This window comes from Stenotrophomonas sp. TWI377 (assembly GCF_039674525.1).
Classification (GTDB): domain Bacteria; phylum Pseudomonadota; class Gammaproteobacteria; order Xanthomonadales; family Xanthomonadaceae; genus Stenotrophomonas.
In genome coordinates, this window is record NZ_JBDJNT010000009.1 from 1 (window position 1) to 18,987 (window position 18,987).

The 18,987-nt window shown below is 68.3% G+C and carries 14 protein-coding genes; 3 read left to right on the forward strand and 11 right to left on the reverse strand.

Going from position 1 to position 18,987, the window contains the following annotated elements; genetic code table 11:
* Positions 1–73 precede the first annotated feature (73 nt).
* From ABE546_RS09355 to ABE546_RS09370, 4 genes are all read right to left on the reverse strand, one after another.
* Positions 74–952 carry an EamA family transporter gene (locus ABE546_RS09355; RefSeq protein WP_346463449.1) on the reverse strand — a complete coding sequence of 293 codons (879 nt, stop codon included), beginning with the start codon at positions 950–952 and terminating at the stop codon, positions 74–76.
* A gap of 115 nt (positions 953–1,067) precedes the next feature.
* Positions 1,068–2,156, reverse strand: a complete 1,089-nt coding sequence (locus ABE546_RS09360) for an alpha/beta hydrolase (protein ID WP_346463451.1) — start codon at positions 2,154–2,156, stop codon at positions 1,068–1,070.
* Complete coding sequence (locus ABE546_RS09365; protein WP_346463453.1) at positions 2,147–2,998, reverse strand: AraC family transcriptional regulator; 852 nt, start codon at positions 2,996–2,998, stop codon at positions 2,147–2,149. Before ABE546_RS09365 ends, ABE546_RS09360 begins: the two co-directional genes overlap by 10 nt.
* A 103-nt stretch (positions 2,999–3,101) precedes the next feature.
* A complete protein-coding gene (locus ABE546_RS09370) occupies positions 3,102–3,581 on the reverse strand; it encodes a VOC family protein (protein ID WP_070471854.1) in 480 nt (159 codons plus the stop codon).
* Between the two features lie 428 nt (positions 3,582–4,009).
* On the opposite strand from ABE546_RS09370, the gene fhuE reads away from it, so the two are divergent.
* Positions 4,010–6,175 (forward strand): ferric-rhodotorulic acid/ferric-coprogen receptor FhuE, encoded by a 2,166-nt coding sequence (gene fhuE / locus ABE546_RS09375; RefSeq protein ID WP_346463455.1) that lies wholly within the window; start codon positions 4,010–4,012, stop codon positions 6,173–6,175.
* Positions 6,176–6,313: 138 nt separating this feature from the next.
* Here fhuE and ABE546_RS09380 read toward each other — a convergent pair whose 3' ends face one another.
* The 3 genes from ABE546_RS09380 to ABE546_RS09390 form a co-directional block, all read right to left on the reverse strand.
* Complete coding sequence (locus tag ABE546_RS09380; protein WP_346463457.1) at positions 6,314–6,940, reverse strand: LysE family translocator; 627 nt, start codon at positions 6,938–6,940, stop codon at positions 6,314–6,316.
* A 215-nt stretch (positions 6,941–7,155) separates the two neighbouring features.
* Positions 7,156–10,029, reverse strand: a complete 2,874-nt coding sequence (locus ABE546_RS09385) for a TonB-dependent receptor (protein WP_346463458.1) — start codon at positions 10,027–10,029, stop codon at positions 7,156–7,158.
* 199 nt (positions 10,030–10,228) lie between these two features.
* A complete protein-coding gene (locus ABE546_RS09390) occupies positions 10,229–10,399 on the reverse strand; it encodes a hypothetical protein (protein ID WP_346463460.1) in 171 nt (56 codons plus the stop codon).
* Between the two features lie 174 nt (positions 10,400–10,573).
* On the opposite strand from ABE546_RS09390, the gene ABE546_RS09395 reads away from it, so the two are divergent.
* Positions 10,574–12,550, forward strand: a complete 1,977-nt coding sequence (locus ABE546_RS09395) for a transglycosylase SLT domain-containing protein (protein WP_346463462.1) — start codon at positions 10,574–10,576, stop codon at positions 12,548–12,550.
* Between the two features lie 55 nt (positions 12,551–12,605).
* Positions 12,606–13,826 carry a multifunctional CCA addition/repair protein gene (locus tag ABE546_RS09400; RefSeq protein WP_313219590.1) on the forward strand — a complete coding sequence of 407 codons (1,221 nt, stop codon included), beginning with the start codon at positions 12,606–12,608 and terminating at the stop codon, positions 13,824–13,826.
* Between the two features lie 103 nt (positions 13,827–13,929).
* Here the strand turns inward: ABE546_RS09400 and ABE546_RS09405 are convergent, their stop codons facing one another.
* From ABE546_RS09405 to ABE546_RS09420, 4 genes are read right to left on the reverse strand one after another with little or no spacing between them, the layout of a single operon-like run.
* Entirely contained in the window at positions 13,930–15,864 is a 1,935-nt protein-coding gene (locus ABE546_RS09405) for a sialate O-acetylesterase (RefSeq protein WP_313211627.1), read from the reverse strand.
* Positions 15,861–17,312 (reverse strand): 2-dehydro-3-deoxy-6-phosphogalactonate aldolase, encoded by a 1,452-nt coding sequence (locus tag ABE546_RS09410; RefSeq protein WP_346463464.1) that lies wholly within the window; start codon positions 17,310–17,312, stop codon positions 15,861–15,863. The genes ABE546_RS09405 and ABE546_RS09410 overlap by 4 nt, the downstream gene beginning before the upstream one ends.
* Complete coding sequence (locus ABE546_RS09415; protein WP_313211625.1) at positions 17,309–18,232, reverse strand: 2-dehydro-3-deoxygalactonokinase; 924 nt, start codon at positions 18,230–18,232, stop codon at positions 17,309–17,311. The genes ABE546_RS09410 and ABE546_RS09415 overlap by 4 nt, the downstream gene beginning before the upstream one ends.
* Positions 18,229–18,966, reverse strand: coding sequence for an SDR family oxidoreductase (locus ABE546_RS09420; protein ID WP_206663131.1), 738 nt, complete (start codon positions 18,964–18,966; stop codon positions 18,229–18,231). Before ABE546_RS09420 ends, ABE546_RS09415 begins: the two co-directional genes overlap by 4 nt.
* Positions 18,967–18,987: the final 21 nt, after the last annotated feature.

The following is an 18,987-nucleotide window of genomic DNA, read 5'->3' on the forward strand; positions in this document are numbered from 1 at the left end:
GGCCGGCTCCTCGCGAACCCACGGTAATCGCGGAGCCGGCCAGCGGCCGGCACTACCGGTTACGGCATCACGATCACCCCGGCGCGCCCGGCACCACGGGCACCGCTCGCTTCGCGGTCAACGTACTGCCCACCGAGGCCACCACCGTGCAGCCGATCGCCGCCCACTGCAGCGTGGTCAGGTGCTCGGCGAGCAACCCCATCGCCAGCAGCGCGGCGACCGCCGGCTCCATGCTGATCAGGATGCCGAAGGTCTCCTTCGGCAATCGCTTGAGCGCCATCATCTCCAGCGACATCGGGATCGCGCTGGAGACAATCGCCACGCCCAGCCCGAACAGCAGGATCTTCGGCTCCAGCAGTGCCATGCCCGCGTGCGCCACACCGACCGGCACCACCACCAGCGCCGCCGCGCACAGCCCCAGCGAGACGGTGTGCCCGGCCGGCAGATGGCCGGCACGCTTGCCGAAGATGATGTACATCGCCCAGCACACCGCCGCGCCCAGGGCGAACATCACCCCGGCCGGATCCAGTGGCTCGCCATGGCCCAGCGGCAGCAGCAGCAACAGCCCGACCAGCGCGCAGCCGACCCAGACGAAATCGACCGGCCGCCGCGAGGACCACATCGCCACCGCCAACGGCCCGCAGAATTCGATCGCCACCGCGATGCCGAACGGGATCGTGCGCAGCGCCATGTAGAACAGCAGGTTCATCACCCCCAACGTGATGCCATAGCGGAAGATCGCCCCCGCATCCGCGCGCGAGGTGGTCCAGCGCCACGGCCGGAACACCATCAGCAGCACCAGCGCCGAGAAGCCCACGCGCAGTGCGCTGGTGCCCTGCGCACCGATCAGCGGGAACAGCTGTTTGGCATACGAGGTGCCGACGGCCAGCGAGGTGACCGAGCCCAGCACGGCCAGGGCGGGAAAGAACGTAGAGAGGCGGGAGGTCGACATGCGCACAGGATATTGCGGATCGCCTGCCGACGCCGCCTTGCTGCTGGCCCTGACGGCGGCCTTGATGTGCCGCGCTCGGAAGGCGCTGAACGTTGCCCGGGCGGAGCTACCTGCGTCAGCGCGTGGCCGACAGCGCAGCATCGAACAATGCCGTCGCTTCCGTGATCGCGGCCCCGTGTGTGGCCTGCTTGTCGGCCGCCACCTGGCAGAGTGCGCCGACGCGCGTCTGGCCCAAAGCGGTGCAGCTGGACAGGAAGTCGTAGTGTCCCACCGCCGGCAAGGTGGTCAGCGTCGCCTTCGGAAGTGCCGAGGCAGCCACGTCGCTGTTGGTGGCCGGTGAGGCCACGGTGTCGGCTGCACCGACGATGATCGAGACCGGCGGCGTGACCTTCTCCAGTTCCTCCGGGGCGAAGGCCTGCACCATGGCCGGCGCAATCAGGAACACGGCGTCCACGCCTGGGATGGCGCGATCCTCACCGGCCTTGGCCACCCATGGGGCCAGTTCCGGTGTGTCTGCAGCCGCCATCCGGCGGGCAAGCGTCAGCGCCGGGTTCTCCGCCTGCGGGGCGCATACCCCATCGGCGGGATATGCGCGGCAGAACGCCAGCAGCCGCTTCACGTCCGGGCGTGCGCCCGCGGCGACCAGGGCAGTGAACCCGCCGGCCGAATAGCCCGCGATGCCCAACCGGGTGGCATCGATCTCCGCGGCCAGCACCGGGTCGGCCTGCACCGCGGCCAGCGCGGCAGCCAGGTCATCCACGCGGTTCCACATCAGGATGCTGGCGGCCTCGGTCATCGGGTCCACCCCGTTGTTGCCGGGATGATCCACTGCGATCACCACGTATCCGGCCCGCGCCATCGCGGTGCCGAACCAGCCCATCATCCGGGCACTGCCACCGTTGCCGTGCGAGAGCAGCAGGACCGGCCAGCGTCCTTTGGCGATGGCGGCATCGGCGGCCGCCGTACCGACCTCGAACAAGGGCGCCCCCGGCGGGCCGATCGTCAGCGCGGTTTCCTGCGCATCGGGCTGGGCCGGATACCACACGGTGTAGCGCACGTTGTCGCGGTGGTCGGCATCGCGCACGGCCGCACTGGGCGTATGAGCAACGCCGTGCCGCTCGCCAACGGGCGGCACGGCCCCAGCGGCAAACAGGGGCAGGCACAGCGCCAGCAGCGCAGCACAACAACGGGCGGTCATTCGCATGGGTCAATCTCCTTGAGGTGCAACGTGTCGGCCAGCGGCAGCCAGATCTCCACCCCGCCGTGGCCGCTGCGGTCATCGAAGCGCGCGTCGTAGCGCTCCAGGTCCGGTGCGTCGGCCAGGGTCAGGCCGGACGCCGGCAGATAGTCATTCAACAGCCAGAACCAGGTGGAGCGGATCGCGGAAATGTGCCCGGCATGCCAGGCCACCAGATACTCGCGGGGCGCGATCGAGATCGCCTGCCAGCCGGCGGGCACGGGCGCGGAGGCAGGGATCTCCACGCCGGCGATATAGTCAAAGCCGCCGTCAGCGTCATTGTTGCCGCACACGCCGTAGGCGATCTGCGCGCCCAGCCCATGCGCCTCGTCCAGGCGCTGCCATTGCGAAGGAATCGATGCGACGGTCGCGGCGGTATGGCGTGCACCGATGCCGGCCACGCGCAGGGCACCGCGGTGCGCGCGATGGGGTTCGATCGTGCAGGGTGTCGAGGGATCGATCAGCTTCAATGCCTCGACCAACACCATGCCGGCCGGCCCCTGCTCGCGCACCTGCTCGGGCGACCGTCCGAACTGCTCGGAAAATGCGCGGGTAAAGGCCGCGTGTGAGGCGTAGCCGGCAGCAATGGCCACCTCGAGAATGCCATCGGCCCCGGCCGCCAGCTGGTGCGCGGCGTGGGTCAGCCGGCGGCCTCGCAGATAGCGCACCACCGAGGTGCCGGTGGTGAGCTGGAACAGCCGCGAGAGATGGAACGGCGACAGCCCCACCACGCCGGCGATATCGGCCAGCGACGGGTTTTCAGCGAAGTGGCTTTCGATGTACCACAGGGCCCTGCGTGCCGCACCCATACCGCCAGATCCATGCCGATGAACGGGACCGCAGCGTAACCCAGCGCGCGCCGCGCCATTTGATCGTTCTTGCTGTCCGCTGCAACGCGCCGCGCCTGTTGTCTCAGCCTCTCACCGCCGCTTCGATGGCCGCCACGTCGATCCTGCGCATGGTCATCATCGCCTCGAACGCACGCCGGGCCACGGCGGGGTCCTTGCTGGTCACCGCGTCGGTCAATACCCGCGGGGTGATCTGCCAGGACAGGCCCCACTTGTCGCGGCACCAGCCGCAGGCGCTTTCCTCGCCGCCGTTGCCGACGATCGCGTTCCAGAGCCGGTCGGTCTCGGCCTGGTCATCGGTCGCGATCTGGAAGGAGAAGGCTTCGCTGTGCTTGAACGCCGGTCCGCCGTTGAGCCCGAGGCAGGGAATGCCGGCGACGGTGAAATCGACGGTGAGTACGTCCCCCTGCTTGCCGGAGGGGAAGTCGCCCGGTGCGTGATGCACCGCGTGCACCGCGCTGTCCGGGAAGGTGGCGGCGTAGAAGGTGGCGGCGTCCAGCGCGGTACCGTCGAACCAGAGGCAGATCGTATTCTTGCTGACCATGGGCATCTCCTGCAGCGGAGGAAGGCGGCCTGGCCTGCGCGGGGCCGCCGAATCGCGCGGAGGCTCAGGCTGTCCACCCAGCGCAGGCTCAGGGTAGCGACGGGGCTGTTAACCCAGCGCGCGGGTAGCTGCGGCGACGCACGAGGCGCGCCTGCGCCCGCGGGGGCTCGGCAGCGGGAAGTATGAATACGAGAGCGCCTGGAGTCGCCGGCCTTGCGCATCGGTGCCGATGTCCGATGCGGTTGATGATGCGAATCATTGCTATTACCATAGTGTGATCCGGGTCGCGCAAGGGATGCGTACCCGTGAACAGTTATCGAGCCCGCGCCGGGTCACCGCCCCCGCCAGCCGCTTCCTGCCCCCACCCGCTCCGCCGCAGGCCACCCAGGACGCCGGCCTTGCCCGTTGCCGCCTTTCTGGAAACGCCGATGACCCGCTCCGCCCACGTGCTGTCCCGCCCGTCGATGCACCGTCGCCCGCTGCCGCAGGCCTTGATGGTGGCGCTGTGCGCCCTCGCCGTTACGCCTGCGTTCGCGCAGGATGCGACTCCTGACGCCACCACCCTGGACAAGATCGTGGTCAAGGGCGAGCGCGCCGAAGGCTATTCGGTCCGCCGGACCTCGGCCGGCACCCGCTTCGATCTGGCCCCGCGCGAGATCCCGCAGTCGGTCAGCATCATCAGCCACCAGCGCATCGAAGATCAGAACCTTGATGACATCATCGACGTGCTGGCCAACACCACCGGTGTGAGCAGCACCCAGTCCGATACCGAGCGCACCGAGTTCTATGCGCGCGGTTTCTACATCGACAGCTACCAGTTCGACGGCCTGCCGACCCAGATGGTGCAGAACTGGAGCTACGGCGATTCCGGCCTGGACCTGGCCCTGTATGACCGCGTGGAAGTGGTCCGTGGCGCCACCGGCCTGCTGAGCGGCGCCGGCAACCCGTCTGCCTCGGTGAACCTGATCCGCAAGCACGCCGACAGCGCCGAACTGACCGGCAACGTGTCGGTCAATGTCGGCAGCTGGGGCCGCACCCGCAGCACGGTGGATGTAACCACCCCGCTGAACGCCAGCGGCTCGGTGCGCGCGCGCGTGATCGGCAGCTACCTGGATACCGAATCGCAGATGGACCGCTACGACCAGCACAAGACGCTGGGCTATGCGGTGATCGATGCCGACCTGACCCCGGACACCCAGCTGAGCGTGGGCTACGACTACCAGCAGAAGCGCGCGAACGGCGCGACCTGGGGTGGCTTCCCGATGCTGTTCTCCGATGGCAGCCTGACCCCGTTCGATGCGTCCTTCAGCGCCAACCCGCGCTGGACCTACTGGGATACCACCAGCAAGCGCCTGTTCGCCACGCTGGAGCATGCGTTCGCCAACGACTGGAAGGTCAAGCTCGGCGCAACGCACGACACGACCAAGGCCGATGACAAGTTGTTCTACCCGGCCTACAACGACTGGACCAGCGGTGCATCGCTGCTGGACAAGACCACCGGTGCCGGCGTTACGCCCTCGGCAGGGTTCTACAACACCGAGCGCAAGGTCAATGCGGTGGACGGCTTCGTGGAAGGTCCGTTCCAGCTGTTCGGTCGCGAGCACCAGTTCATGGCCGGCCTGAGCTACAACAAGCGCGAGTTCGCCAACTACGGCGACTACCAGATGGGCTGGGCGCCGCTGGACAACTATCTGGCCGGTGTGGCGGATTTCCCCGAACCGAACTGGGTCGGCACCCTGCCGCTGCAGAGCGAAGGCACCATCACCCAGAAAGCCGGCTACGTCGCCACCCGCCTGTCGCTGGCCGATCCGCTCAAGCTCATCCTGGGCGCGCGCTACACCGACTGGAAGAGCGAAGGTGAAGGCGATGACCGTTCGCACAAGGTCACCACTCCGTACGCCGGCCTGGTGTTCGACATCAACGACACCTACTCCACCTACGCCAGCTATACCGAGATCTTCCAGCCGCAGACGGCGCGCGACCGCAGCGGCAGCTACCTCGATCCGGTGGACGGCAAGAGCTACGAAATCGGCGTCAAGGGCGCCTGGTTCGACAACCGCCTGAACGCCTCCGTCGCTGCGTTCCGCATCGAGCAGGACAACGTCGCACAGGTCACCAGCGAGCTGATCCCCAGCCGCCCGGGTGAGTTCGCCTACATCGCCGCGCGCGGCACGGTGAGCCGCGGTTTCGAGTTCGAGCTCAACGGCGAACTCGCGCCGGGCTGGAACGCGACCTTCGGTGCCTCGCGCTACGTGGCCAAGGACATCAACGATGCGGACATCAACACCAACCTGCCGCAGACCACCATCAAGCTGTTCACCAGCTACACCCCGCAGTCGCTGAGCGCGCTGACGGTCGGTGGCGGTGCCAACTGGCAGAACGGCATCTACTATCCGGTGCCGGCCTATGGCCTCATCGAGCAGGGTGGCTATGCGCTGGTCAGCGCGTTCGTGCGCTACCGCATCTCGCCGGCGTTCAGCGTGCAGGCCAACCTCAACAATCTGCTGGACAAGACGTACTTCTCGCAGATCAACGGGTACGGCGCGTACGGTGATGGTCGCAATGGCTCCATCACCTTCAACTGGTCGTTCTGACCGGTCTTTGATCGTATCGCTTCAACAACGGGGAGCCGGGCATTGCCCGGCTCTCTGCGTTTGGGGCCCCGGCAGATGGGTCGGGAGCCGGCCAGCGGCCGGCACTACCATAAACGCCGCGCGCGCTGCGCCAGACCATCACGGCCGTGCGCGCAGCAGCGCCAACCCGAACCCGATGAAGATCGTGCCGACCACGCGGTCGAACACCTTGCGCAGCCCCGGCTTGGCCAGATGACCGGCCAGCCCGCGGCCGCCGGCGGCGTACACCCCGTACCAGAACATCTCCATCACCGCGAAGGTCGCCACCAGGATCACGAACTGCGGCAGCTGCGGCTGGGTGAGATCAACGAACTGCGGCAGGAACGCCGAGGCGAAGAGCAGCAACTTGGGGTTGCTGATGCCGATGATGAATCCATCGCGGAACAGCACGGTGCGTGAACTGGGCACCAGCGCCGTGGTGCTGCCGACGTCGATCGGCGCATCACCGCCGCGCCAGGCCTTGATCCCCAGGTACACCAGGTACGCCACGCCCGCGTAGCGCAGCACGTCGAACACCATCGGCGAGGCCTTGAGCACCGCGCCCAGCCCGGCGGCGGAGATCGCCAGGGCCAGTACCAGCGCGGTCAGGCAGCCGGCCATGGCGGCGATACTGCGACGGAAACCCACGCGCACGCTGCGGGTCATCACGTGCAGCATGTTCGGGCCGGGCGTGCCGCACAGGACGAACACGGTGACGGCGAAGATCCACCAGGTATGCAGGTTCATGGCAATGCCGTTCAGGAGAGGTAGTGCCGGCCGCTGGCCGGCTCCCCATGATGCCTGACGCAGACAGCACCGGCATGCCAGGCACGCGCGGTGGCCGGTGTGCGCAACGCATTTGTCCGTCCCTGCACGCAGCGGGGCCTGACCGGCACTGCTGCAAGCCGGCACCGGGGCGCCCTGATGGCGCCCCGGTGTGTCACCTTCGCATCAGCCCGCGATCAGAACCGCAGGTCCGCGCGCACGTACCAGTAGCGCCCGCGCGGAATGTCGTAGGTGGACGCGTCATAGCCGTTGAGCGAGCACGACAGGCAGATCGGCGGATCCTTGTCGAACACGTTGTTCAGGCCGGCGCTGAGTTGAAGACCCTTCATCCAGTCGACCTTGTAGCCCACCTGCATGTCGTGGAAGGTGGTGGCCGACAGTTCGTTGGTGCCTTCGGCCTGGTTGCTGCAGATCGGGAAGGCGGCCACATCGCCGCACTCCTCGGTGAGCTTGGAGATGTGGCGCACCGTCCAGGAGGCGTTCCAGTTGGCCAGATTCCAGCTCAGCGTGGCATTGCTGGTCCATTCCGGGATCGAGCTGTCGGCCACTTCCACCCCCGGCTCCTGTGGCTGCCGCTGGCCGGCCGCGCCCAGTGCCTCATAGCGGCCGACGAAGGTGTTCTGCCAGCCCAGCTTGAACTGCCCGATCTCCGTCTGCGGCAGGGTCCAGAACAGATCCACATCCCAGCCATCGGTCTTGATCGAACCCAGGTTGGTCAACCGGTTGTTGAAGCTGCTGACCGCCCCGGTGGAGGCGCGGGTGATGCCACTGCAGTACAGCGGGTCCAGCGTGTCCACGCACAGGTCGAGCTGGGTCTGCGCGTTGATCGCCTGGATCGCGCCTTCGATGTGGTGGCGGTAGAACGTCACCTCGACATCGAAGCGCTCCGACCACGACGCATTGCTGCCAAACCACGGACTCCACACGAAGCCGGCACTGAAGCTGCGCGAACGCTCCGGATCCAGCTCGGCGTTGCCGCCGGTGGTGACCGATATCTGCGAGTTGGCCTGCTGGAAGCCGCCCGGCACGCCAAGCGCCGCACAGTTGGCCGCGCTGCCACGCGGCGGCGTGCCGCCCAGCCCGACCGAGCAGGGATCGAACAGCTGCAGGTCGGCACGCGCGGCCGAGCCGTACAGCTCGCCGATCGACGGCGCGCGGAAGCCTTCGGCATAGCTGGTGCGCAGCACGAAGTCGTTGGTCACCTGCCAGCGCAGGCCGTACTTCGGGGTGAATTCGCCGCCGAAGGTGGAGTAATCCGAGTAGCGCCCCGCCAGGCTCAGGTCGAGCTTTTCGCCGAGCGCGCTCTTGGCGAAGATCGGCACGCTCAACTCCAGGTAGGCCTCGTTGACATCGTAGGAACCGGAGGTCGGCAGTGACGGCACTCCGTTGTAGTGACCGATCACCGTCAGCGGATCCGGATCGTAGCGGCCCTCGTACTTGCGGTACTCATAGCCAGTGGCGAACGAGACCGGGCCGGCCGGCAGGGTGAAGAGCTCACTGCTCAGGTTGGCGGTGAACAGGCTCAGCTCGTTCTGGCTGCGGTCACGGACCACCGGCTGGATCCAGCGCAGCATCTCCGGGGTGATCGAGCCGACCCCACCGAAGATGTTCAGCGGTACGCAGCCCGGCGTGGCCGCGCAGATGGCCGGCTCCCCCAGCGCCATGTTGACCTTGTAGATGTCGTAGCTGCCATAGTTGGTCTGCTCGGCCTTGTTCTTGCTGTACATGCCGTTGAGGTCCCAGAACCAGCTGCGATCCGCGGCCTGGAACTGGCCCACCAGCCCGGTGGCGAAGTACTGGGTGTTGACCTCCTGCTCGTATACGCGCGCGCCGCCTTCCACCGGGCGGCGGCCGATCAAGATCATATTGTCCGATGCAACCAGATCGAAGCCGAACGGGTTGTACGGGTTGAGCCCGGAAACCACGATATTGTCCGCCAGCGGATTGCCGGTGGCGCCATCGGGGCCGAAGAACAGCGGCTCGGGTGCGGCCTGGTTGGTGGATTCGCGGCGATTGCCCAGTGCCTTGATGTACCACTGGATGTCATCGGTGAGGTCGAAACGGAACTGCCCGAAGATACCCTTCCGCTCGGACGGAGTGAGCACCATGTTGTAGTCGGCGAAGTTGAAGCGGTCGGCGGAAGTGAAGCAGTGGTAATCATCGCTGCGGGTGCAGCCGGCACTGCCGTCGTAACGTGGGTTGCTCACCCCGGTATTGGGCACGATGTCCTGCAACAATCCGGAAGTGGGGTCGATGATTTTGAAGCGCCCCTGGGGAATGCCGCCACTGCCGAAGGCCAGTCCGGTGCCCGGGATCGGGAGGCGCGACTGCTCGCGGTCGCGCGCATACACCGGATCCTGCTTGGTCCAGCTCGCGCCCAGGAACAGGCTGTAGCGGTCACCGCTGGTGCCCCAGGCCAGGTCCACGCCCTTCTGGGTGCCATCGCCCTTGGTGTATTCGCCGTAGTTCATCGTCACCTGCGCGCCGTCGAATTCGCGGCGGGTGATGATGTTGACCACACCGGCGATGGCGTCGGAGCCGTACAGCGACGACGCGCCGTCTTCGAGTACTTCGATGCGCTCGACGATGGCCAGCGGGATGGTGTTCAAGTCTGTCGCCGCGCCCACGCCGGAGGCGGAGGATTCGTTGACCCAGCGGATGCCGTCGACCAGCACCAGCACCCGCTTGGCACCCAGGTGACGCAGATCGACCTGGGCCGAGCCCGCACCCACACCGCTGCCATCTGGCGGGAAGCCGAAGTTGCCCGAGGAATTGAACTTCGCATTGAGCGCCGAACCGGAGCCGGTCAGCTGCTGCAGCACATCGCCGATCGAGGTCAGGCCGGTACGTTCGATCTCGGTGCGGGTGAGGGTCTGGATCGGCACCTGCCCTTCCACCTCGGCCCGCTTGATGCGGCTGCCGGTCACTTCCACCCGGTCCAGATCGGTCGTGCTGCGGGGCGCGTCCTGCGCGCTGGCCAAGGCCGGCGCAGCCAGCAACAGGCACACGGATACGGCAACCGCCAGCGGGCGGTGATGCAGGTTGTTCATTCGCTCTCTCTCCAAAGGAATGTCGGGCTGGGCTGCCGCGCCCCCTGCATGGCGGCAGCGTCTCCTTTGTAAACAACCTGTAAATGTGAAGGAGTGACGTGCGCCTCGCTTTCACGGGAATTCGACAAAACCGACTGCGCAGGGTCCAGCTATGGAGGCAGCTCCCGTGCGACGCGTAGGAACGCAAATGTCGCTGTTTTCAAGGGTCGTTGAAGGCATCCAAGGTGGGCGTCGTGCCGCTGCTGCGCGAACGCCATCCGCTTGATGCCAGGATTCGGGTGGCGACCGGAACCTTGGCATTTGCGCCATCCAGCGCGTCGGAATCGGCTTCAGTGCGCAGCCGTTGAACGTCGCCCGCACGGGCATCCACGTGCTACACCGCCCATGATGCGGTGGGATCGCGATCGGCACGTGCTTCCCACGTCCGTGGTCACCGGTGGAGCGATGGACCGGTGATGCGAATGGCCCGCCTCAGCGGCAGCTGTTCATCCTCGAGTCGGCTTGCCCTCACTCCCTTTCACCCCGCGCCGTTATGCTTTCCGGCATGACTCGACTTCCCCTGTATTTCTTCAGCGCGACCGTCCTGCTGGCCTGCACCGGGGTCAGCCCGGTGGCCGATGCCCAGAACCTGGATGCCCAGCGCGCGCAGCTCAAGGCCGTGATCGACAATGCCGAGCGCGGCCAGTTCGATCCTGCCCAGGCGGCGGCACTGAGCAGGCACCCGCTGTATGGCTGGGTCGAATTCGCCAACCTGCGGCGCAACATCGATACCGTCAGCAACGTGCAGGCGCAGGATTTCCTGAAGCGCTACAACGGCCAGGCGGTGGCCACCAGCTTCCGCAACGTATGGCTGCCCGCGGTGGCGCGGCGCCAGGATTGGCCGACGCTGCTCGCCAACTGGACCGACACGACCAACGTCGGCCTGCGCTGCGCCCAGCTCAACGCACGCCAGGCTACCGGCAAGGCCGATGCGCAGTGGGTCAGCGAGGCGCAGGCGATCTGGCGCAGTACCGGCAAATCGCTGCCCGATGCCTGCGATCCGGTGTTCGCGGTGCTGGACGCCAAGGGCGGAATGAACACCGAACTGCGCTGGGCGCGCATCGATGCCGCTGCCGATGAGCAGCAGCCGGCGGTGATGCGCAGCGCCGCGCGCGGCCTGCCCACTGCCGACCTGGCGTTGGCCAACACCTATGCCGCCTTCGTCGACAAGCCCAACGCCAGCGCGTTGAACTGGCCACGCAATGAGCGCAGCCGGCGCATCGCCACCGATGGCCTGGCCAAGCTGGCCAAGGCCGATCCCGGAGCCACCGAACAGCAGTTGCCGCAGTACGCCGACGCCCTGCAGCTGAGCGCCGCGCAGCGCGCGCAGGTGCTGTACCAGATCGCGTTGTGGACGGTCGCCTCGTACGGTCCCGACTCCGCCCGTCGCCTCAATGCGGTGCCCGAATCGGCGTACGACGAGCGCCTGCACGAATGGCGCACGCGCGAAGCGCTGTCGCGCGGCGACTGGCCAGCCGCACTGACCGCCATCCGCAAGATGGGCCCCACCCAGCGGGCCGACTCGCGCTGGCGTTATTTCGAAGCGCGCATGCTGGACAAGACCGGCAAACGCAGCGAAGCGCAGGCGGCCTTCCGTGAGGCGGCCCGTGCGGCCACCTTCCATGGCTTCCTGGCCGCCGACCAGCTCGGCCAGAACTACACGCTGTGCCCGTGGGAACCCAACGACAGCGCCCAGGCGCAGGCGGCGGTCGCGCGGGACCCGGCGATCGTGCGGGCGATGGAACTGTTCAAGATCGAACGTGCAGGCTGGGCCGTGGCCGAGTGGAACGATGCGCTGAGCCGCTATGACAACACGCAGCGTCGTCTCGCCGTGGAAGTGGCACGCTACAACGGCTGGTTCGACCGTGCGGTGTTCTCGCTCGGCAAGACCCCGGACGAGCAGCGCCTGTACTCGCTGCGCTTCCCCCTGCACCACGACGACAGCATCCGCCGCGAGTCCGCACGCAATGCCATCGACCCGGCCTGGGTCGCCGCGGAGATCCGTGCCGAGAGCATCTTCAACCCGAAGGCCCGCTCGCCGGCCAACGCCATGGGCCTGATGCAGGTCCTGCCCACCACCGGCGCGGCCGTGGCCAAATCGATCGGCCTGACCAACTACGGCGGCGCCGCCAGCCTCTACGACCCCGACACCAACATTGCCATCGGCACGGCCTACCTGCGCCAGCTGATGAACAAGTACGAGGGCCTGCCCTACGTCACGATTGCCGCCTACAACGCCGGCCCGACCCCGACCGCCCGCTGGCAGTCGCAGCGCCCGGGGTTCGATCCGGACATCTGGATCGAGACGATCAGCTACAAGGAAACCCGCGAGTACGTCGCGCGCATCCTGGCCTTCAGCGTGATATACGACTGGCGCTTGAACGGCGACGCGCTGCCGGTGACCGATCGCATGAACGGCCGCCTGCAGGTCAAGCGCAAGACCTTCGCCTGCGCGGCCAACGCAGACAAGGGCGGCGACTGACCGGCCCCGGTATGCCGGTTGGCGTCGCCTTGGCCCACTGCGGCATCATGGGCGCATGAAGATCTATCTTGTTGGCGGCGCCGTACGCGACCGCCTGTTGCAGCAGCCCCCCGGTGACCGCGATTGGGTGGTGGTGGGCGCCACCCAGACGGAGATGGAAGCGCAGGGCTACAAGGCCGTGGGCCGTGATTTCCCGGTGTTCCTGCATCCGGACACCGGCGAGGAATACGCACTGGCCCGCACCGAGCGCAAATCCGGGCGCGGCTACCGCGGTTTCGTGGTGGATGCCGACCCGTCGGTGACGCTGGAAGAAGACCTGCAGCGGCGCGATTTCACCATCAACGCGATCGCCTGCGATGAGGCCACCGGTACGTTGGTGGATCCGTATGGGGGCGTGCGTGATATCCAACAGCGGGTGCTGCGCCACGTCGGTCCGGCCTTCATCGAAGATCCGCTGCGCGTGCTGCGTGCGGCCCGCTTCATGGCGCGCTTTGCCCCAGCCGGCTTCACCGTGGCCGAGGAGACGATGGCCCTGATGCAGCAGATCGCCGCCAGCGGTGAGCTTGAGGCACTGGTGCCCGAGCGTGTCTGGCAGGAGCTGCGACGCGCCCTCGCCTCCGCGCGGCCATCCGCCTTCCTGCGCACGCTGCATGATGCCCATGCACTGGGCCCGATCCTGCCCGAGCTGGAAGCACTGTATGGCGTGCCGCAGCGCGCGGAGTTCCACCCCGAAGTGGATACCGGCGTGCACCAGGAAATGGTCAGCGACATGGCCGCGCAGCTGGCCCCGGGCGATGACCTGATCGGCTTCGCCGCGCTGACCCACGACCTCGGCAAGGGCTTGACCCCGCCAGAGGAATGGCCGCGTCACATCATGCATGAGCAGCGCGGGGTGGCCCCGCTGCGTGCCCTGGCCGAGCGCCTGAAAGTGCCGGTCGATCACCGCCAGTTGGCCGAAGCGGTCTGCCGCGATCATCTCAACGTGCACCGCATCGACGAATTGCGCGATGCCACCGTGCTGGAGCTGCTGGCCCGGTGCGACGGCTTCCGTCGCCCGGAGCGGATCGCGCAGATCGCGCTGTGCTGCGAGGCCGACAAGCGCGGCCGACTGGGCTTCGAGGACAGCGACTACCCGCAGGGCACCACGCTCACCCGCCTGCACCAGGCGGCGCTGGCGGTCCAGGCGCGCGACCTGGACCTCACCCACCTGAAGGGACCGGCGGTGGGTGAAGCGCTGGCCAAAGCGCGTACGCGGGCGATTGCGGCGGTGCGTTGACCTACGGGATCAGCCGGCTGCGGCGACACGCCACGGCGGTTGCAGAAACCGTTCGAGCACATCAAAGAGGGTTATCTTCTCAAGGCCATATGCAACGCGGGCGCTACCGGATGGGCACCTCGAACGGCCCGGCGGGCAAGCCGTTGCGGTCATAGAGCGTAATGACCGGGCTGCCCGCCCATCCATACCGGACCCGGGTAGCCTGCCCTGCGCCGTCGGCCTCAAGCACCACGTCGTTGCCGTCTATATGCGCCTGCGCGTAGCGGCAGCTGGCCTGGGTATCCCCGCAGAGTTCAAAACCGACCGGCGACAGTCCTCCGTGAGCGACCAGTCCGCTCTCGATGTCGGCAAAGGCAACACGCACGCCGTTGCCATCGCGGCGTGCCTGCACCGGCACCGGCCCGGACGCTGGCGCAGGATCGGCGTAGGCCAGATGAAGCGCGGCACGCGCCAGGCGTTGCCCCACTGCCTGCTTGTTGGCCGGGTGCAGGTCGTCGTGCTCGCCGATATCCAGCGCCACCACCAGCGCCGCGTGCGGATCGGTCGCCACGACCCTGCGCTGCGCCTCCCGCAGTTGCGCCCAGTCGCTGGCCTCTGGTTGCAGCGGCGCCGGGCCGAAGCCGGACAGCTGCACTACCAGCAGCGGCAGCGCGCTGCCGAAGCTGGCGCGCAGGCTGGCACGATAGGCGGCCAATTTCGCGGCATAGGCCCCAGCCTCGAACGTATTGGATTCCCCCTGGTACCACAGCGCGCCCCGCAGGCCATACCCGGCCAGCGGCGACACCATGCCGTTGTGGAGGGTGCCCATGCCCCACGACGACAGCCACGGCGCGGTCGGTGGCATGCGCTGGGCTGCCGGTACTGTCTGGTAGTCCCACGGGCCGGCAAGCGGCAGGCGTGACCTGTCAGCCAACCGCAGTGCGCGCGGCTCCGCCGGCAGGCCTCCTTCGCGATACGTGTTGAGCACGTTGACCACCAGCGTGTTCGCACCGGCGTGCAGCGTGCCGGCCGGCAGCACATAGCGTCGCGCCAGCCCGGCACCGAAGCTGCTGCCCACGATGCGACCGTTGATCCAGGTGGTGTCCAGTTCGTCGATCCGCCCCAACTCCAGCACGCTGGGCTGCCCGGCCTGCGCGGCGTCGAGCTGCAGCGTGGTGCGGTACCAGCCCATGCCAAGGTGGTCGGCCAGTGCCGGCGCAACCCACGCCGTCGTGGGGGATGCCCTCTGCCAGGGACCGGTATCGTCAACGCGCCATGGCTGGCGCATATCGGCACTATCGCGCTGCCAGGCCTGTTCCCACTGCGCACCCCAGGCCACCAGTGCCGCCGCCGGGTCCTGCGCGTACTGGTCCAGCACGGCCAGGGCCGGCGCCTGCCCATCGACCCGGCGCAGCGCATCGGCGCGTGTCCAGGCCTCGATGCGCGACCCGTTCCACGACGCATTGACCAGCCCCATCGGCACATCCACGTCGCGTTGAAGCGCGCGCGCAAAGTAGTAACACGTGGCCGAAAACCCCCGCACGGTGTCGGGCGTGGCGGCCTGCCACTGCGGTGCATCGGCGAAGCGCTGCGTCGGCACCGCGCTGTCCTGGGCCGGAATCTGCAGCAGGCGGATGCGATCGTGGGTGGCCGCCGCCAGTTCGGCGCGGGCATCCAGCGTGCGCTCCACCGGCAGGGCCATGTTGGATTGGCCACTGCACAGCCACACGTCACCGATGAGCACGTCATCCACGCGCTGCTGCCGCCCCTGCGAGGCCACGTTCAACACATGCGGGCCGCCGGCCGGCAACGCGGGCAGGGTCGCCTGCCAGCGGCCGCTGCGATCGGCGCGCACGCGTTGCGCATGCCCGGCCAGCTGCAGGTCCACCCGTGCGCCCGGTGCCGCCGCGCCCCATACGGCAATCGGGCGGTCGCGCTGCACCACCATGTGGTCGGTGAACGGCGCGTCCAGCAGGGCTGGCGCTGCGTGGGTCGCCGCCACCGCAAAAAACGCAATCAGCAGCACGCCGACCGGCCCGGCAGGCCGCTGCAGGCTCACGGCTGGACCGCGAACAATCCGCCGGAACCGGGCCACTGCGCCAACGCCTGCTCGCCCAGTCGTGCACGCGCGGTGGTGATGAACAGCCGTCCGTCGGGCGCGAAGCACAGGCTGCCCACGTGCGGCGCCGGTACCGCGAGCGTGCGCAGGACGGCGCCGTTGGCGGCCAACTCCACCACCGAATGGCCGCCCCACATCGCCACCCACAGGTGGCCATCGCGCGCCATCGCCATGCCGTCGGGCTTGCCCGGCACGCCCAGGAAATCGGTGACCACCTTCGGCTCGCCCAACGTGCCTGCCACCACATCGGCCGGGTAGGCGAGCAGGGTGCGGGCCAAGGTGTCGATCACGAACAGGGTGGTTTCGTCAGCCGAGAACGCCATGCCGTTGGCCACGCCCAGGCCGTCGGCCACGCGCCGCGCCGGCGCATCCACGGCCGGCGCATGGAACAGTGCGCCGCGTCCAGTGAGCAGGCCTCGATGCATCGACCCGCCCCACAACCCGCCGCGGCTGTCGGTGACCAGATCATTGAGCCGGCACCCTGCGCCCACGTCCACTTCCGGGCCCGCCTGCAGCGGCCCGTCGGGTGCAAACGCGACAAAGTGCGTCTCGCCGTTGCCCACCAGCGTGCCGTCGGCCATGGCCAGCGACCAGACCGGCTCGGACAGCGGCACCCGTTCGCACTGCGTCCCGTCCCAACGCAACAGGCAGGGCGCAGTCGGATCGACCCATCGCAGGACACCGTCGGCACCGAACACGGGCGATTCGCCCACGGTGGTGCGCGCGTCGCACACCAGGGTAGCGCGCGCCGGTGCCGCCGCCTGCACGGCGTGCATCCAGCGGGAGGCACGCTCCCCCACCGCCTCGGCACTGCGGCCGGGCCGGTACAGGTCGGTGCCCACGCCGAAGGCGCTTACCCCGGCCTCGCGGAACTCAGCAACCTGCGCGGGAGCGACGCCGCCGACGGCGATCAAGGTAACCCCGCCCGGCAACACCGCCGACAACGCCTGCAGGCGCGGCTGCGCACCGTTGGCCGGGAACGCCTTCAGATGGCGCGCACCGGCGGCGATTGCGGCGAAGGCTTCGGAGGCCGTGGCAAACCCCGGCACCGGTACCATGCCGTGCGCGATCGACGAGGCGATCACCGCTGCATCGGTGTTGGGGGCCACGCAGAAGGCGCAGCCGGTGGCGGCCAACTGCTCGACCGCTGCGGTGCTGACCACCGTGCCCGCACCGATCAGCATGCGCCCCTGGAAATGTGCCGCCAGGGTGCGGATGGTGCGCAGCGGGTCCGGTGAGTTCAACGGCACTTCGGCCAGCCGCACGCCGGCGGCGTACAGCGCCTCGACCACCGCGATCGCCTCGTCACCGGGCAGGCCGCGCAGGATCGCGATGATGCCGGTACGCGCCAGCGCGGCGTCGAATGTTTCTGCGTGTTCGTCGTTCATGCCAACGCTCCGGCTGCCTGATGCAATGCAAGGAAGCCGCGGGTGGAGGCGTCCTGCGAGGCAATGGAGCGGCTGCCGCCGCCCAGTTCGACCAATGCGCGTGCATACAACGCGCAAACCGGGGCGGCCCCCACCAGCGGCACGGCGTGCAGGGCCTTTGGCCACTGCCGGCGCACATCGGACAGCTCGGCGCCGATCAGCAGCCCGCGCAGATAGGCCGCGCCATCACGCCGCGGCAGGTCGCCGCGGATCACCTTCGCCCGCGCACCAAACAGCAACGTACCCAAGCCCATGCCGCCGTCGTGCGCGGCATGCAGGCCATCGATGAAGGCCGCCCCGTCGTGCGCCGGCCCATCGACCACCGAGGCAAGCAGGCCGGCGGCGGTGAGGCGATCGAATATTTCACCGGACATCGCGGTCATGAAGGCCACCACCGTGCCGCCCTCCAGCTGCACCCATTTGCTGTGCGTGCCCGGCAGCGCGACCACGCCGGTGTCGGGCACCGCACCGGCGGCGACCAGGCCGAGCAATTCGGTTTCCTCGCCGCGCATGATGTCCGGCGCGCCGTCCGGCCGCCGACAGGCCAGGCCGGGCACGATCGCCACGGCATGCGCCCCTATCTGGACCGGGTGCAGTTGGCCGGCCAACGCGTCCAGCGTGGCCGGACATTCCACATAGCCCGCATCGCTCCAGCCGATGTTGGAGCCCACCATGCCGCTGGCGTAGATGCGCGTGGCCTGCGGCCACTGCGCCACCACATCCTCCAGCAGCGCCTGCATCTGTGCCCGCTCCAGCCCCGTAATGCCGCGCGGCTGTTCGATCGCGCCGGTCACCTGGCCGTCGTGGCCGATGCGGAACGCGCGGAAATTGGTGCTGCCCCAGTTGATGCCGATGATGTACGGCGTGGCTGCCTCACTCATTGCCGGGTCACTCCTGCGCCACCGTCCAGGGGAAACACCGCGCCGGTGATCCAGCTGCTGCGCGGTGACGCAAGGAACAGCGCCAGCTCGGCCGCATCGGCCGGCGTGCCCAGGCGCCCCAGCGGATGTCGCTGCACGTTGGCGTGGCGGGCGCCAGCCGGGTCGGCGGCGCGTGCGAACGAGGCCTGCAACATCGGCGTATCCACCGACGCCGGGGCGATGGTATTGACCCGGATGCCATCGGCCGCAAACTCCAGCGCGGCGGTGCGCGCCAGTTCCTCCAGTGCGGCCTTGGAGGCCGCGTAGGCCGCCAATCCGGGCGTGGCGAAGCGGGCGTTGATCGACGACACCAGCACGATGCTGCCATCGCGACCGCGCATGTCCGGCACCACCTGCCGGATCACCCGCAGCGCGCCCAGCACGTTGACCGAGTACACATCCAGCCACACCGCATCGTCGTGTGCCAGGGTGCCACCGGCCGGGCAGATGCCGGCGCAATGCACCAGGGCATCAAACGGACCCACCGCAGCACGCAGCTGCCCGATCGCGGCGGTGACCGCCTCGGCCGACCGCAGGTCGGCGATCGCGCTGGCCTGCCCGCCGTCGCTGGCCACCTGGTCCAGCGTGGCCACCGTGGCGCCGTCTGCACGCAACCGCGCCACCACCGCCGCGCCGATGCCACTGGCCGCGCCGGTCACCAGCGCCACGCGCCCGTGCATTGCCGTATCGCTCATGCCCTGCCCTTTCCTTCCAGA

Excerpts from the sequence above, each read along its gene's own strand:
- ABE546_RS09355 (WP_346463449.1), bottom strand. The coding sequence starts at position 952 with ATGTCGACCTCCCGCCTCTCTACGTTCTTTCCCGCCCTGGCCGTGCTG.
- ABE546_RS09360 (WP_346463451.1), bottom strand. The coding sequence starts at position 2,156 with ATGCGAATGACCGCCCGTTGTTGTGCTGCGCTGCTGGCGCTGTGCCTG.
- ABE546_RS09365 (WP_346463453.1), bottom strand. The coding sequence starts at position 2,998 with ATGGGTGCGGCACGCAGGGCCCTGTGGTACATCGAAAGCCACTTCGCT.
- ABE546_RS09370 (WP_070471854.1), bottom strand. The coding sequence starts at position 3,581 with ATGGTCAGCAAGAATACGATCTGCCTCTGGTTCGACGGTACCGCGCTG.
- fhuE (WP_346463455.1), top strand. The coding sequence starts at position 4,010 with ATGACCCGCTCCGCCCACGTGCTGTCCCGCCCGTCGATGCACCGTCGC.
- ABE546_RS09380 (WP_346463457.1), bottom strand. The coding sequence starts at position 6,940 with ATGAACCTGCATACCTGGTGGATCTTCGCCGTCACCGTGTTCGTCCTG.
- ABE546_RS09385 (WP_346463458.1), bottom strand. The coding sequence starts at position 10,029 with ATGAACAACCTGCATCACCGCCCGCTGGCGGTTGCCGTATCCGTGTGC.
- ABE546_RS09395 (WP_346463462.1), top strand. The coding sequence starts at position 10,574 with ATGACTCGACTTCCCCTGTATTTCTTCAGCGCGACCGTCCTGCTGGCC.
- ABE546_RS09400 (WP_313219590.1), top strand. The coding sequence starts at position 12,606 with ATGAAGATCTATCTTGTTGGCGGCGCCGTACGCGACCGCCTGTTGCAG.
- ABE546_RS09410 (WP_346463464.1), bottom strand. The coding sequence starts at position 17,312 with ATGAACGACGAACACGCAGAAACATTCGACGCCGCGCTGGCGCGTACC.
- ABE546_RS09415 (WP_313211625.1), bottom strand. The coding sequence starts at position 18,232 with ATGAGTGAGGCAGCCACGCCGTACATCATCGGCATCAACTGGGGCAGC.
- ABE546_RS09420 (WP_206663131.1), bottom strand. The coding sequence starts at position 18,966 with ATGAGCGATACGGCAATGCACGGGCGCGTGGCGCTGGTGACCGGCGCG.